Source organism: Methylobacterium sp. Leaf93 (genome assembly GCF_001422345.1).
GTDB lineage: Bacteria > Pseudomonadota > Alphaproteobacteria > Rhizobiales > Beijerinckiaceae > Methylobacterium > Methylobacterium bullatum.
This window is the reverse complement of sequence record NZ_LMMS01000003.1, coordinates 26171-38501: the sequence shown is the minus strand read 5'-3', so window position 1 is coordinate 38501 and position 12331 is coordinate 26171. Positions and strand designations below refer to the sequence as shown.

Sequence of the window (12331 nt, the reverse complement as noted above, 5' to 3'; positions counted from 1 at the left end):
CACCGCATGTCGACCCATATCGCGGATGTCGCCTGGGCCTTGAAGCCCGGGGAGGATTTCGCCGCCGGGCGCTACGGCCGGGGGCACACAATCAGGTTCGATGGCGGCGTGACGCTCGCCGGCACCGCATCGGAGCACGTGGTCGGGAAATGGGCCGCTCGCGAGGCCGTCGACCCGGAGGAGATGCTGGTCGCGGCGCTGTCGAGCTGCCACATGCTGACCTTCCTCCACCTCGCGCGCCTCGCCGGGTTTGGCGTCACCGCCTATCGGGACCATGCCGAGGGCATGCTGGAGGAGACGAGGCCCGGACGTCGCGCGGTGACGCGGGTCACGCTCCGCCCGGAGATCGACTGGGCCGGCGCCGCCCCGGATGCCGAACGACTCGCGGCCCTCCACGAGGCCGCGCATGAGGAATGCTTCGTCGCGAATTCGGTGAGGACGGAGGTCGTCGTGGCCGCTCCCCTCAGCCCCCGCTGAGCCATCGCATCACCACCAGCGTCCCCGTCACCGTCAGCGCGCCGCCGATGCGGGTGGCGATCTGGGCGAAAGGCATCAACGCCATGCGGTTGGCGGCGGTGAGGATCGCCACGTCCCCGGTGCCGCCCTGGCCGCTATGGCAGGCATTCACGATGGCGGTCTCGATCGGGTACATGCCGAGGCGGCGCCCCACCAGGAAACCGGTGCCCATCAGCGTCACCACGGTCGAGACGATGGTGACGAGGTTCGCCAGCGTGAACGCCGCCACCAGCTTGTCCCAGGGGGTCATCGACACGCCGATGGCGAAGAGCAGCGGATAGGTCATGCTGATCTGGACGAACTTGTAGGCGACGAAGCCGCCGGCCTGGAGGCGCGGGGAGACGGCGCTGGCGAGCTTGGCGAGCACCGCGAGGAACAGCATCGCCACGGGGGCGGGGAGCCCGGTGAGGTGGTGCATCATCACGCCGAGGAGGTAGAGCGTCACGGCGGTGAGCACGGCCGCGCCCACCGTCGCCGCGTCCACGGCTGCGTCCTCGACCTTGGCGGCGGTGACGTCGTTGTCCCGGTCCGGCTGCAGGCGGCCCTCGCCGGTGAGATGCGGCAGCCGCTTGCCCACGGCATTGAGGGTGCCGGCCAGCACGATCGCTGTCAGGCTGCCGAGCATGACGGGGGGCAGCACCTGAGCGAACACGTCGCCCTGGCCCTGGCCGAGGATGGCCGCGTAGCCGATGGAGAGCGGGATCGCCCCCTCGCCGACGCCGCCGGCCATGATCGGGACGACGATGAAGAAGAAGGTGTGGTAGGCGCCGAGGCCCAGCAGGGTGCCGACCAGCGTGCCCACGCAGGCCGCCGCCACGGAGCCGGCCGCCAGGGGTACGAAGATCTTCAGGAAGCCCTTGATCAGCACCTCCCGGTCCATGCCTAGGATGCTGCCGACGATGATCGTGGCGATATACAGGTAGAGGAAGTTGGTGAACTTGGTGAAATCCGTAATCGCCTTCACCAGCGGCGTCGGGATCAGCATGTAATAGACCAGGGCCGAGGGGATGAAGGTCGCGAAGATCGCGCCCGCCCCGATATTCTTGAGGACCGGCAGCCGCTTGCCGATCTCGGCGCAGGTGAAGCCGCCGAGCGCCAGCACCGCGATCATCGTCGGCGCATCGGGCTTGATCTCGCCCTCCGAGGTCAGGACGGCGAGGAGGGCGACGAGGATGAGATAGACCGGAAGGGGAATGATGCCGATCTTGATATCGACGATCCGCCACCAGCCCTGCGGCCAGAACCGGCGCGCGGGCGTCTCCGCCGCCGGGACGGGCTCGGCGGCAGCGGCGGAAGCTGGATTCGCCATCGATACTCTCCCTTCGGCCGGTCGCCTTTCGGGCCGGCCTGCTTGATCGGACCTTCTCGGCGAACCGGCACGAGCATCCGCCCGCTGCCGGCCATCCCGGTTCCGTGATGCGTGAATGGGCGGATGGGGCCGGAAGCTTGTCAATCGCAGCTTGTATCAACCGACCCGGATCGTCTCGGAAGTGCGTTCACGTCCGCGAGAGCCCGTAAAAGGCCGGTCGATGGCCCGCGCGGATTTCTTCCTCCTGCGAAACGGTCTAAACCGCGCCCCTCGCGCCGAGCGCGCGCCATCCGAACACCAGCTGCTTACCTGCCTCGTTCGCAGGAGTGAGCGCAAGGAGACCCGATCCGATGCCCATCCTGACATTCCCAGACGGCAACACCCGCAGCTACGACGCCGCGGTGACCGGCCGTACCGTGGTCGAGGGCATCGCCAAGAGCCTCGCCAAGCGCACCGTGGCGATGGCCCTCGACGGGCGCGTCCGCGATCTCGACGACCTGATCGATTCGGACGTGCGCATCGAGTTCCTCGACCGCGCCGACCCGCGCAGCCTGGAACTGATCCGGCACGATTGCGCCCACGTCCTGGCGGAGGCCGTGCAATCCCTGTGGCCGGAGACCCAGGTCACCATCGGCCCGGTGATCGAGAATGGGTTCTACTACGATTTCGCCCGCGACCAGCCGTTCACCCCCGAGGACTTCCCCAAGATCGAGGCGAAGATGCGCGAGCTCATCGCCCGCGACGCCCCCTTCACCAAGGAGGTGTGGAAGCGCGACGACGTGCGGGCGCTGTTCGAGTCGAAAGCCGAACGGTACAAGGTCGAGCTCGTCGACGCGATCCCACCCGGCGAGGACCTGAACATCTATCGCCAGGGGGAGTGGTTCGACCTCTGCCGCGGCCCGCACATGACCTCAACGGGCAAGGTCGGCACCGCCTTCAAGCTGATGAAGGTGGCAGGCGCCTATTGGCGCGGCGATTCCAACAACCCGATGCTGACCCGCATCTACGGCACCGCCTGGGCCACGAAGGAAGACCTCGACGCCTATCTCCACCGGCTCGAGGAGGCCGAGCGCCGCGACCACCGGCGCCTGGGCCGCGAGATGGACCTGTTCCACTTCCAGGAGGAGGGGCCGGGCGTCGTGTTCTGGCACGCCAAGGGCTGGACCATCTTCCAGGAGCTCATCGCCTATATGCGCCGGCGCCTGAAGGGCGATTACGCCGAGGTGAACGCGCCGCAGATCCTCGACAAGTCGCTCTGGGAGACCTCCGGCCACTGGGACTGGTACCGCGAGAACATGTTCGCCGCGCAAAGTGCGGGCGACGAGGCCGAAGACAAGCGCTGGTTCGCGCTCAAACCCATGAACTGCCCCGGCCATGTGATGATCTTCAAGCACGGCCTGAAATCCTACCGCGACCTGCCCCTGCGCATGGCCGAGTTCGGCATCGTCCACCGCTACGAGGCCTCGGGCGCCATGCACGGGCTGATGCGCGTGCGCGGGTTCACCCAGGACGATGCCCACGTCTTCTGCACCGAGGACCAGCTCGCCGACGAATGCCTCAAGATCAACGACCTGATCCTCTCGACCTATAGCGATTTCGGCTTCGGCGACATCGTGGTGAAGCTCTCGACCCGGCCCGAGAAGCGGGTCGGTTCGGATTCCCTGTGGGACCATGCCGAGGAGGTGATGACCCGCGTCCTGGCGCAGATCGAGGAGCAGTCGGGCGGCCGGATCAAGACCGAGATCAGCCCGGGCGAGGGCGCCTTCTACGGGCCGAAATTCGAATACGTGCTCCGCGACGCCATCGGCCGCGATTGGCAATGCGGCACGACCCAGGTGGATTTCAACCTGCCGGAGCGCTTCGGGGCGTTCTACGTCGATGCCGACAGCCAGAAGAAGGCGCCGGTCATGGTGCACCGGGCGATCTGCGGCTCGCTGGAGCGTTTCACCGGCATCCTGATCGAGCATTTCGCCGGCCATTTCCCGCTCTGGCTCGCGCCGGTTCAGGTGGTGGTGGCGACGATCACGCAAGATGCCGACGGCTACGCCCGCGAGGTGGTGGCCGCGCTCAACCGCGCCGGGCTCCGGGTCGAGTCGGACCTGCGCAACGAGAAGATCAACTACAAGGTCCGCGAGCATTCCCTGGCCAAGGTGCCGGTCATGCTCGTGGTCGGCCGCAAGGAAGGCGAGGAGCGCACCGTCTCGATCCGCCGGCTGGGCAGCCAGCAGACCCGCACCGCCGCCCTCGACACGGCTCTGGCCGACCTCCTCGCGGAAGCGACCTCACCGGACATCCGCCGGGCGCAGGCCGTGAACGAGAGCGTGCCCAGCGCCGACGTGGCGCTCGACGGCCAGCACGGGGAAAGCCCGACGCCTTGAGGCAGTCTCGGTGAGCACTGCCTTTCCCCGCATGCGGGGAGAGGCGGAAGACTATGCCCTACGGGTTCTGTTCCGAAAGGCCGGCGCGCACTCCATCTCCCCGCACGCGGGGAGATGGAAGCGACGCCCCTGTCGTCAGCGCGGCGAGGCGGCAGCCGACGGTGAGGGGGCTTGGCTGGAGGAGCCATACCCGGAGTCACCCCCTCACCCTCGCCCTGACGGGCTCACTTCGCCTCCCGACAAGGGGAGGACGAAGTCCTCTCCCCGCCCGGCGGGGAGAGGGGTAAGCGTAGTTCTACGGGACCTCGTTGCCGGCGTAGTTGATGGCGCCGTCGGCGCCCTTCTTCCACATGTACATGACGTAGTCGGGCCGGGTGATGTCGCCCTTCTTGTCGTAGGAGATGTCGCCGATCACGGTGTCGAACGGCTTGCCCTGCTGCATGTAGGTGGCGATCTTCTGCCCGTCGCTCGACTTCGTCGCCTCCATCGCCTGTTTCAGGATCTGCACGGCGGCGTAGGAATAGAGCGTGTAGCCCTCGGGATCGAAGTTCATGGCCTTGAAGGAGTCGATGGTGGCCTTGGCCTTCGGGTTCTTGCGGGCGTCGGGCGAGAAGGTCATCAGGGTGCCGTCCGAACCGGGACCGCCGACCTGAGAGAATTCCCGGTCGGCGATGCCGTCGCCACCCATGAGCGGGGCGGCGAGGCCCTGGTCACGCATCTGGCGGATCAGGAGCCCGGCCTCGGTGTAGAGACCGCCGAAATAGACCACGTCGATACCGGCCTGCTTCAGCTTCGAGACGAGGGAGGAGAAGTCCTTCTCGCCGGGGTTGATGCCCTCGAAGATAACGTTGGTGCCGCCCTTGGCCTTGAGCGCCTTCAGGGTCTCGTCGGCCAGCCCGCGTCCGTAGGGGGTCTTGTCATGGACGAAGGCGATCTTCTTGCCCTTGAACTTGTCGGCGAGGTAGGCGCCCGCCACCGCGCCCTGCTGGTCGTCGCGACCGCAGGTGCGGAACGTGTTCCAGTTGCCGCGCTCGGTATACTTGATCGCCGTCGAGGCGGGGCTGATCTCGATGATGCCGGCTTCCTGCAGCACGTCGGAGACCGGGATCGAGACGCCGGAATTGAACGCGCCGACCACGGCCTTCACGCCCTCGGAAGCGAACTTGTTGGCCACCGACACGCCCTGCTTGGGATCGGAGGCGTCATCGCCCACGGTCATGACGAGCTTCTCGCCGTTGACGCCGCCGGCCTTGTTGATATCGGCGATCGCCTGGGTCGCGCCGGTCTTGATCTGCGCGCCGAAGGCCGCGTTGGGGCCGGTGACCGGGACGACCACGCCGATCTTGATCTCGGCCTGCGCGGCACCCGCCAGCATCAGCGCACCCAGCGCCACGCTCATCGCCATCAGTGTCTTCATGGTCATTTCCCCTCGATCAGCGCGGCGGATTGAACGTGTCCCGCTTGGCGCATGGTTGCACGAAGATGTGTCGGGCTCACGTCCCTTGCCGGTCCCGCCAGGATAGCGGGCCGGTGCGCTCGTAGAGCCAGCGATACTGGGTGGTCATCTGCCGGGTGCGGGTGACCCGGTAGCCGAGCGCGCCGATGGCGAGGATCACCACCGCGTCGAGGGCGTAGCCGGCCGGCGAGAGCAGCGTACCCGAGAACAGGGCGTAATGCAGGAAGCGCGAGACCGCAGCGATGGCGAGCCCTGCCAGCACGCACTGCCAGAACGGACGCCATGCCCTGGCGAAGCTGCTGCCCGCCATCCAGGCAGCGCCCCCTCCCATCGCCAGCGTGACGAGGAGGAAGATGCCGAGATTGGGCGTGTCGAGGGACAGGGTCTCGGTCATGATGCCTTGCCTAACGAGAAGCGCGCGACCGGTCGGCGCCAACCGATGATCCCGTCCGCCGGCCTCATCCTGAGGTGCCGCAGCGAAGCGGAGGCCTCGAAGGAGCCCTCCAGATGCCTCGTTGCTCGATGGAGGCCTCCTTCGAGGCCCGCTGGCGCGGGCACCTCAGGATGAGGGCGCGGGTGGGATTCCCGTTCCACGCCTGCCAACCCGCTCAATGCTGGCCCCCTTCGAGATAGGCTGCCTTCACCTGCGGGTTGTCGAGGAGCTCGCGGCCCGTGCCGCTCATCGTCACCGCGCCCGTCACCATGACGTAGCCGCGATGGGCCAGCTTGAGGGCGTGATAGGCGTTCTGCTCGACGATGAAGACGGTGAGCCCCTCGCGCTCGTTGAGCTCGCGAACGGCCGAGAAGATCTGCTTGACGATGAGCGGGGCGAGGCCGAGCGACGGCTCGTCGAGCATCAGGAGCTTCGGGCGGCTCATCAGGGCGCGGGCGATGGCGAGCATCTGCTGCTCACCGCCGGACATGGTGCCGCCGCGCTGGTCGAGCCGCTCCTTCAGGCGCGGGAACAGGACGCACATGCGCTCGAGATCCTCGGCGAAATAGCGCCCGCCATGCAGGGCCGCGCCCATCTGCAGGTTCTCGCGCACGCTCATGCGGGAGAAGATGCGCCGCCCCTCCGGCGACTGGGCGATGTTGAGGCGCGCGATCTCGTGGGTCGCCATGCGGGTGATGTCGCGGCCCGCATAGGTGATGCTGCCGGTCCGTGCCTGCGGCTGGCCGAAGATCGTCATCATCAGGGTCGACTTGCCGGCCCCGTTGGCGCCGATCAGGGCGACGATCTCGCCCTCGTTCACGTGCAGATCGACGCCCTTCAGGGCCTGGATGCTGCCATAATAGGCAGAGACGCCGCGCACATCGAGGAGCGGCGCCTGAAGCGCGCGGGTCTCCTCCACGAGGACGTTGATGCCGGCGACACTCATGCTTGCGTTCCCGTCAGGCCGACCTCGGCCTCCACCGCCGCCACCTCCTCGTCGTCGACGCCGAGATAGGCGGCGATGACGCGGGTATCGGTGCGGATGTCGTCGGGCGTGCCGTCGGCGATCTTGGTGCCGTAATCGAGCACGACGATCCGGTCGGAGATCTGCATCACCACCGACATGTCGTGTTCGATGAGGAGGACGGAGGTGTCGTACTCGTCCCGGATCAGCCGCAGCAGAGTGTTCAGCTCAGAGGATTCGCGCGGGTTGAGGCCGGCGGCGGGCTCGTCGAGGCAGAGCAGCACCGGATCGGTGCACATGGCCCTGGCGATCTCCAGGCGGCGCTGGTCGCCGTAGGGCAGGTCGCCGGCGGCATCGTCGGCCCGCGCCGTGAGGCCGATCCGGTCGAGCCAGGCGGCGGCCTTCTCGATTCCCGCCTTCTCTGCACTGCGATAGGCCGGCAGGCCGAGAATGCCGAGGATCGAGAAACCCGAGGCGCGCATCAGCGGCTTGTGCATGGCCACCAGCAGGTTCTCCAGCACGGTCATGCGCGGGAACAGGCGGATGTTCTGGAAGGTGCGGGCGACGCGGGCGAGCCGGTTCACGTCATGGCCGGGCAGGCGCTCGAGGAGGTAGGTCTCCCCGCCCTTCTGCACTAGGCGGATCATGCCCTCGCTCGGCTTGTAGAAGCCCGTGATGCAGTTGAAGACCGTGGTCTTGCCCGCGCCGTTGGGGCCGATCAGGGCCGTGATGTCGCCACGCCCGACCTTGAACGAGAGGTCGTTGACGGCGGTGAGGCCGCCGAACCGCATGGTCAGGTGGTCGACGATCAGCACCGGATCGGCGGGGCCACCGGGAATCGCGGCGGGGGGCTCGTCCTGCACAATGGCCAGCCGGTTGATGCCTGTGGCGAGGGTCATCGGCCGCGCTCCGCGATGGTGACGGAGGGCGTTCGCTCGGAGATGAGACCGCGTGGGCGGAACACCATCATCGCCACCATGGCGAGGCCGAACAGCAGAAGGCGGTACTCGTTGGGGTCGAACCCTTCGCCGAACACGGCCTTGAGGAAGCCGAGATTGCGCAGGAGTTCGGGGCCGCCGATCATGACGATGGCGGCGATGGCGACGCCGATCTGGCTGCCCATGCCGCCAAGCACGACGATGGCCAGGATGATGGCGCTCTCCAGGAAGTTGAAGCTCTCCGGCGAGACGAAGGCCTGCCGCACGGCGAAGAACGATCCGGCGAAGCCCGCGAACATCGCCCCCAGGGCGAAGGCGGTGAGCTTGGTGATGGTGGTGTCGATGCCGAGCGAGCGGCAGGCGATCTCGTCCTCGCGTAGCGCTTCCCAGGCCCGCCCGAGGGGCAGGCGTCGCATGCGCAGGGTCACGAGGTTGGTGACGAGCGCCAGGACGAGGATCAGGTAATACAGGAAGACCAGCCGGTGCATGGCGTTGAAGCTGAGCCCGAACGTGGCGGCGAACCCGTTCTCCCCCGCCGTGAAGGGCAGGCCGAAGAAGCTGACGCGCGGGATCGAGGAAATGCCGGCCGCGCCCCCCGAAAAGTCGGTCCAGTTGATGAGGACGAGGCGGATGATCTCGCCGAAGGCCAGGGTCACGATGGCGAGGTAATCGCCCCGGAGCCTGAGGACGGGAAAGCCCAGCAGTACGCCGAAGGCGGCGGCGAACAAGCCAGCGAGCGGCAGGCAGATCCAGAAGGACAGGCCGAACACGGTGGAAAGCAGGGCGTAGGAATAGGCCCCCACCGCGTAGAAGGCGACGTAGCCGAGATCGAGCAGGCCCGCGAGGCCGACCACGATGTTGAGCCCCCATCCGAGCATGACATAGGTCAGGATCAGGATGCCGAGATCGATCCAGTAGCGGCCCTCGCCGAGGGATCCGGTGAGGAGGGCGGCGAGGAGCGGCAGGGTGAGGGCGACCACGAGGGTGATGGGCGCGAGGATCGCGGCGAGGCGGCTCGCCCCTTCCACCACCGGCGCACGGGCGGCCCGCCGCCGCGCCCGCCCGGTGAGGTAGAGCTGCTGCACGAGGCGCAGGACGAAGATGGCGGCGCAGAGGGCGAAGACGGTGCCCCAGCGGCTGGTGATGACGAGGCCGATGCCCTGGCCGAGATCGGTGCGGTAGCTGACGATGGGCACGCACAGGCCCAGCGTCACCAGGGCGAACAGCCCGGCATCCTTGATCAGGCCGGGCAGGAGAGAGGCCTCGGCGCGGGCGGTCGCGGCGATGGGGGTGGTCGAACCGGATGCCACGTCAGACCTTCTCCACTTCGGGCCGGCCGAGGATGCCCGAAGGCTTGAAGATGAGCACGACGATGAGGATCAAGAAAGCGGCCACATCCTTGTACTCGATGGAGAAATAGGCCGACCAGAAGGTCTCGATCAGCCCGATGATGATCCCGCCTATCACGGCGCCGGGAAGCGAGCCGATGCCGCCGAGCACAGCGGCGGTGAAGGCTTTCACGCCGGGCACGAACCCGTCCGAGAACGAGACCACGCCGTAATAGAGCAGGTAGAGCGTGCCCGCGACGGCGGCCAGCGCGGCGCCGAGGACGAAGGTCAGGGAGATGGTGCGGTCGACATTGATGCCAAGCAGCGCCGCCATGCGCCGGTCCTGCTCCACGGCGCGCTGGGCGCGGCCGAAGGGCGTCTTCTGTACGAGGTACCAGAAGCCCGCGAGAAGCACGGCCGTGGTGATCATGATGATCGCCTGCTTGTAGGACAGGGTCACCGTGTACTGCTCGTTCTGGTAGAGCACGACCACGTCGCGCACGAGGGGCGGCACCGGCTTGTTGCGGGCGCCCTGCACCACCTGGACGAAATTCGACAGGAAGATCGACACGCCGATCGCCGAGATCAGCGGTGCGAGGCGGAACGAGCCGCGCAGGGGCCGGTAGGCCACCCGTTCGATCGCCCATCCCCACAGGGCGGTCAGCGCCATGGCGATGACGAGGACGATGAGGAAGACCAGCGCCACGGACGAGAGGCCGAGCCAGGTGGTGAGGATGAGGAACGCGATGAGCGCGATGAAGGCCGAGACCATGAAGACGTCGCCGTGGGCGAAATTCACCATGCCGATGATGCCGAAGACCATCGTGTAGCCGATGGCGATCAGGCCGTAGATCGACCCGAGGGTCAGGCCGTTGATGAATTGCTGGGCGAAGAATTCCATCGATGGGCTTTCGCGAATGGCATGCCAGATGGCCGCCCGGGGCTGTCCCGAAGCGGCCCACCGCCAGGATCGAGCGTGTTCGGCGGGGGCGAGTGTCTGCAAGAACGCTTCGGGGTCAATGCGGAAATCGCCACGGTCCGAAGGGATTGTCAGCCCTCGTCACGAAGCCGGCCCCGGGAAACGACGGCGCGAGGAGACGAATACGCTCCGCCAGCACCCTGGCGTGGAGCATCTTGCCATCGACCCTACGGTTTCCCGTAGTACGCAGCGTCTCCCTGCACTGCCAGACATGCTCCGAAGATGGAGAGGCTGGCATGATCCACATCGTTACCCCCGCCAACGAGACCCTGTATCGCGACGAGATGGAACAGGCTTGGCGCCTGCGCCACGACATCTTCGTGACCGAGAAGGGCTGGACGGACCTCGCCAAGCCGGATCGTCGCGAGATCGACCAGTTCGATACGCCGCATGCCATCCATTTTCTGGCGATCGAGGATGGCAGAGTCATCGGCTATAGCCGGCTTCTCCCGACGACACGCCCGCACCTGCTGTCGGACATCATGCCCCAACTGTGCGAAGGCGAGCTACCGCGCGGCAGCGATTGCTGGGAATGGACGCGGCAGGCGGTGGCACGCTCGCACCGGGCGCGGGGCAAGGCGGTCAACCCGGTTTCCCTCGCGCTTCTCACCGGCATCGTCGAATGGGGGATGCATCACGGCGTGAACCGGCTCATGCTGCAGATGCCGACGCTTTACCTGCTGCATGTGGTGCAGCTGCATTTCCGCGCCCGCCCGCTCGGCCTGCCCCACGCGATCAGCGGCGAGGACATCATCGCGGCGACCGCGGAATTCGACGAGCGCACCCTGGCGCGCCTGCGCAACGTCAGCGGCAATCCGGATTCGGTGCTCGCGCCGGCTTCCTACGCCTACCTCGCCGCCTGAGCGAAGGCCGCTCGCCGAACCATCCAGACCATTTCGAAGAGGGGGCTCTTCGACAAGAGAAGAACAAGGGCTGACATCATGTACGCATCGGTGATCGAGAGAGACGAAAGTCTCGACTCGTTGGCAGAACATTGCATCGCGGCACGGGACATCATCGAGGCTTCGGGCACATCGGTGATGCGCCAATTGATCGACCTTCTGCTCTTCGAGATCGGCGTGGCCATGGCGAAGGCGACGGAGACCGAACAACAGTCGACACGGAGCAACTGACGCGGTGGAGGGTGCGATCCCACTCGGACTCGTGCCGTCTCGTTCCGGGTACCTCGAGAGAGGCTGGAGGACGCACCGCCTCCAAAGCCCGCTCGACGGGTCGGCTATTAGCCGAGCGAGAACGACCGCATTTCTGCCGGCAAAGGCGAGGACGCCATCGTTGGGTGCAGGGCCGCAGCGGGATGAACCAGTATCCGTCCGCGCGTGTTGAGCCCCGGTAGATCGCTCTAGATCGCATGGAAGAACTCACATGCCGACAATGGCCCGCACCCTTGCGCTCATCCTCGCCGTCTCTGCGGCGCCGGCACTCGCGCAGGAGGGGCAGGCGGCCAAGCCTGCCTTCCTCACGCAGGCTCCGCTGGGTAGCGTCAAGGTGTCCAGGATCATCGGCCTGCGCGTGGTCGGCCAGGATCACGTCAAGGTCGGCACGATCGAGGACGTGATGGTGGACGGCAGCGGCCGCATTCAGGCCGTGGTGATCGATGTCGGCGGCTTCCTCGGGGTCGGTGGCAAGAAGGTGGCGGTGCCCTTCGACCAATTGGTTTGGAACACCCACGCGAAGGCGGGGCAGGCCCCCGACCCCTCCATCGTCAAGCCGAAGGACGCGCCATCCGAGGCCCGGGCGGCCGAGGTGACGCCGGAGACCATGCCCGGCGCAAAGTCCGGCAACGCCGTCCTCAACGCGGAGACCACCGGCGACACCAATCAGGCCACCGGCCCAGCCGGCGCCGCCGTCACGACCGATGCCACGAAGGACCGGGCGACGGTTCAGATCGGAGAGCCGGTCGAGGCAGAGATCCGCCGCACGAAGGCGGAGCTGGAGGCAGCACCGGCCTTCACCTATCCGACGCAGACGGCGCCATGATGCGTGGTTCGTGAATGGCCTCGACGATGTGG

General features: G+C 67.0%; 12 protein-coding genes. 5 read left to right on the top strand and 7 right to left on the bottom strand.

Going from position 1 to position 12331, the window contains the following annotated elements:
* Nucleotides 1–6: 6 nt before the first annotated feature.
* Entirely contained in the window at nt 7–477 is a 471-nt protein-coding gene (locus ASF26_RS04555) for an OsmC family protein (RefSeq protein WP_056250235.1), read from the top strand.
* Here ASF26_RS04555 and ASF26_RS04550 read toward each other — a convergent pair.
* A complete protein-coding gene (locus ASF26_RS04550) occupies nt 464–1825 on the bottom strand; it encodes a 2-hydroxycarboxylate transporter family protein (protein ID WP_056250232.1) in 1362 nt (453 codons plus the stop codon). The genes ASF26_RS04555 and ASF26_RS04550 overlap by 14 nt on opposite strands.
* Before the next feature lie 350 nt (nt 1826–2175).
* Here ASF26_RS04550 and thrS point away from each other — a divergent pair, with 350 nt between their 5' ends.
* On the top strand, nt 2176–4203 hold the full coding sequence (gene thrS, locus ASF26_RS04545; RefSeq protein ID WP_056250230.1) for a threonine--tRNA ligase: 2028 nt from the start codon (nt 2176–2178) through the stop codon (nt 4201–4203).
* Nucleotides 4204–4498: 295 nt separating this feature from the next.
* On the opposite strand, the gene ASF26_RS04540 is transcribed toward thrS, so the two are convergent.
* The 6 genes from ASF26_RS04540 to ASF26_RS04515 all read right to left on the bottom strand — a co-directional run bounded on the left by ASF26_RS04540 (nt 4499) and on the right by ASF26_RS04515 (nt 10223).
* Entirely contained in the window at nt 4499–5620 is a 1122-nt protein-coding gene (locus ASF26_RS04540; protein ID WP_056142544.1) for a branched-chain amino acid ABC transporter substrate-binding protein, read from the bottom strand.
* 76 nt (nt 5621–5696) lie between these two features.
* Nucleotides 5697–6053 carry a DUF6867 family protein gene (locus ASF26_RS04535; protein ID WP_056250227.1) on the bottom strand — a complete coding sequence of 119 codons (357 nt, stop codon included), beginning with the start codon at nt 6051–6053 and terminating at the stop codon, nt 5697–5699.
* Between the two features lie 214 nt (nt 6054–6267).
* A complete protein-coding gene (locus ASF26_RS04530; protein ID WP_056250224.1) occupies nt 6268–7038 on the bottom strand; it encodes an ABC transporter ATP-binding protein in 771 nt (256 codons plus the stop codon).
* The gene (locus ASF26_RS04525) at nt 7035–7847 is read right to left on the bottom strand and encodes an ABC transporter ATP-binding protein (RefSeq protein ID WP_051074405.1); all 813 of its coding nucleotides are present in this window, start codon (nt 7845–7847) and stop codon (nt 7035–7037) included. The genes ASF26_RS04530 and ASF26_RS04525 overlap by 4 nt, the downstream gene beginning before the upstream one ends.
* Nucleotides 7848–7951: 104 nt before the next feature.
* The gene (livM, locus tag ASF26_RS04520; protein WP_056250503.1) at nt 7952–9280 is read right to left on the bottom strand and encodes a high-affinity branched-chain amino acid ABC transporter permease LivM; all 1329 of its coding nucleotides are present in this window, start codon (nt 9278–9280) and stop codon (nt 7952–7954) included.
* A gap of 25 nt (nt 9281–9305) precedes the next feature.
* Nucleotides 9306–10223: a branched-chain amino acid ABC transporter permease gene (locus tag ASF26_RS04515; RefSeq protein ID WP_056142360.1), complete on the bottom strand. Its 918-nt coding sequence runs from the start codon at nt 10221–10223 to the stop codon at nt 9306–9308.
* Nucleotides 10224–10537: 314 nt separating this feature from the next.
* Here ASF26_RS04515 and ASF26_RS04510 point away from each other — a divergent pair, with 314 nt between their 5' ends.
* The 3 genes from ASF26_RS04510 (at nt 10538) to ASF26_RS04500 (ending at nt 12299) form a co-directional block, all read left to right on the top strand.
* Nucleotides 10538–11164 carry a GNAT family N-acetyltransferase gene (locus tag ASF26_RS04510; protein WP_056250222.1) on the top strand — a complete coding sequence of 209 codons (627 nt, stop codon included), beginning with the start codon at nt 10538–10540 and terminating at the stop codon, nt 11162–11164.
* Between the two features lie 120 nt (nt 11165–11284).
* Entirely contained in the window at nt 11285–11434 is a 150-nt protein-coding gene (locus tag ASF26_RS04505; RefSeq protein WP_244475828.1) for a hypothetical protein, read from the top strand.
* Between the two features lie 250 nt (nt 11435–11684).
* On the top strand, nt 11685–12299 hold the full coding sequence (locus ASF26_RS04500; RefSeq protein WP_056250217.1) for a PRC-barrel domain-containing protein: 615 nt from the start codon (nt 11685–11687) through the stop codon (nt 12297–12299).
* Nucleotides 12300–12331 lie beyond the last annotated feature (32 nt).

What these genes read in the sequence shown, in the direction of transcription:
- ASF26_RS04555 (WP_056250235.1), top strand. Translation starts at nt 7, where the DNA reads ATGTCGACCCATATCGCGGATGTCGCCTGGGCCTTGAAGCCCGGGGAG.
- ASF26_RS04550 (WP_056250232.1), bottom strand. Translation starts at nt 1,825, where the DNA reads ATGGCGAATCCAGCTTCCGCCGCTGCCGCCGAGCCCGTCCCGGCGGCG.
- thrS (WP_056250230.1), top strand. Translation starts at nt 2,176, where the DNA reads ATGCCCATCCTGACATTCCCAGACGGCAACACCCGCAGCTACGACGCC.
- ASF26_RS04540 (WP_056142544.1), bottom strand. Translation starts at nt 5,620, where the DNA reads ATGAAGACACTGATGGCGATGAGCGTGGCGCTGGGTGCGCTGATGCTG.
- ASF26_RS04535 (WP_056250227.1), bottom strand. Translation starts at nt 6,053, where the DNA reads ATGACCGAGACCCTGTCCCTCGACACGCCCAATCTCGGCATCTTCCTC.
- ASF26_RS04530 (WP_056250224.1), bottom strand. Translation starts at nt 7,038, where the DNA reads ATGAGTGTCGCCGGCATCAACGTCCTCGTGGAGGAGACCCGCGCGCTT.
- ASF26_RS04525 (WP_051074405.1), bottom strand. Translation starts at nt 7,847, where the DNA reads ATGCGGTTCGGCGGCCTCACCGCCGTCAACGACCTCTCGTTCAAGGTC.
- ASF26_RS04515 (WP_056142360.1), bottom strand. Translation starts at nt 10,223, where the DNA reads ATGGAATTCTTCGCCCAGCAATTCATCAACGGCCTGACCCTCGGGTCG.
- ASF26_RS04510 (WP_056250222.1), top strand. Translation starts at nt 10,538, where the DNA reads ATGATCCACATCGTTACCCCCGCCAACGAGACCCTGTATCGCGACGAG.
- ASF26_RS04500 (WP_056250217.1), top strand. Translation starts at nt 11,685, where the DNA reads ATGCCGACAATGGCCCGCACCCTTGCGCTCATCCTCGCCGTCTCTGCG.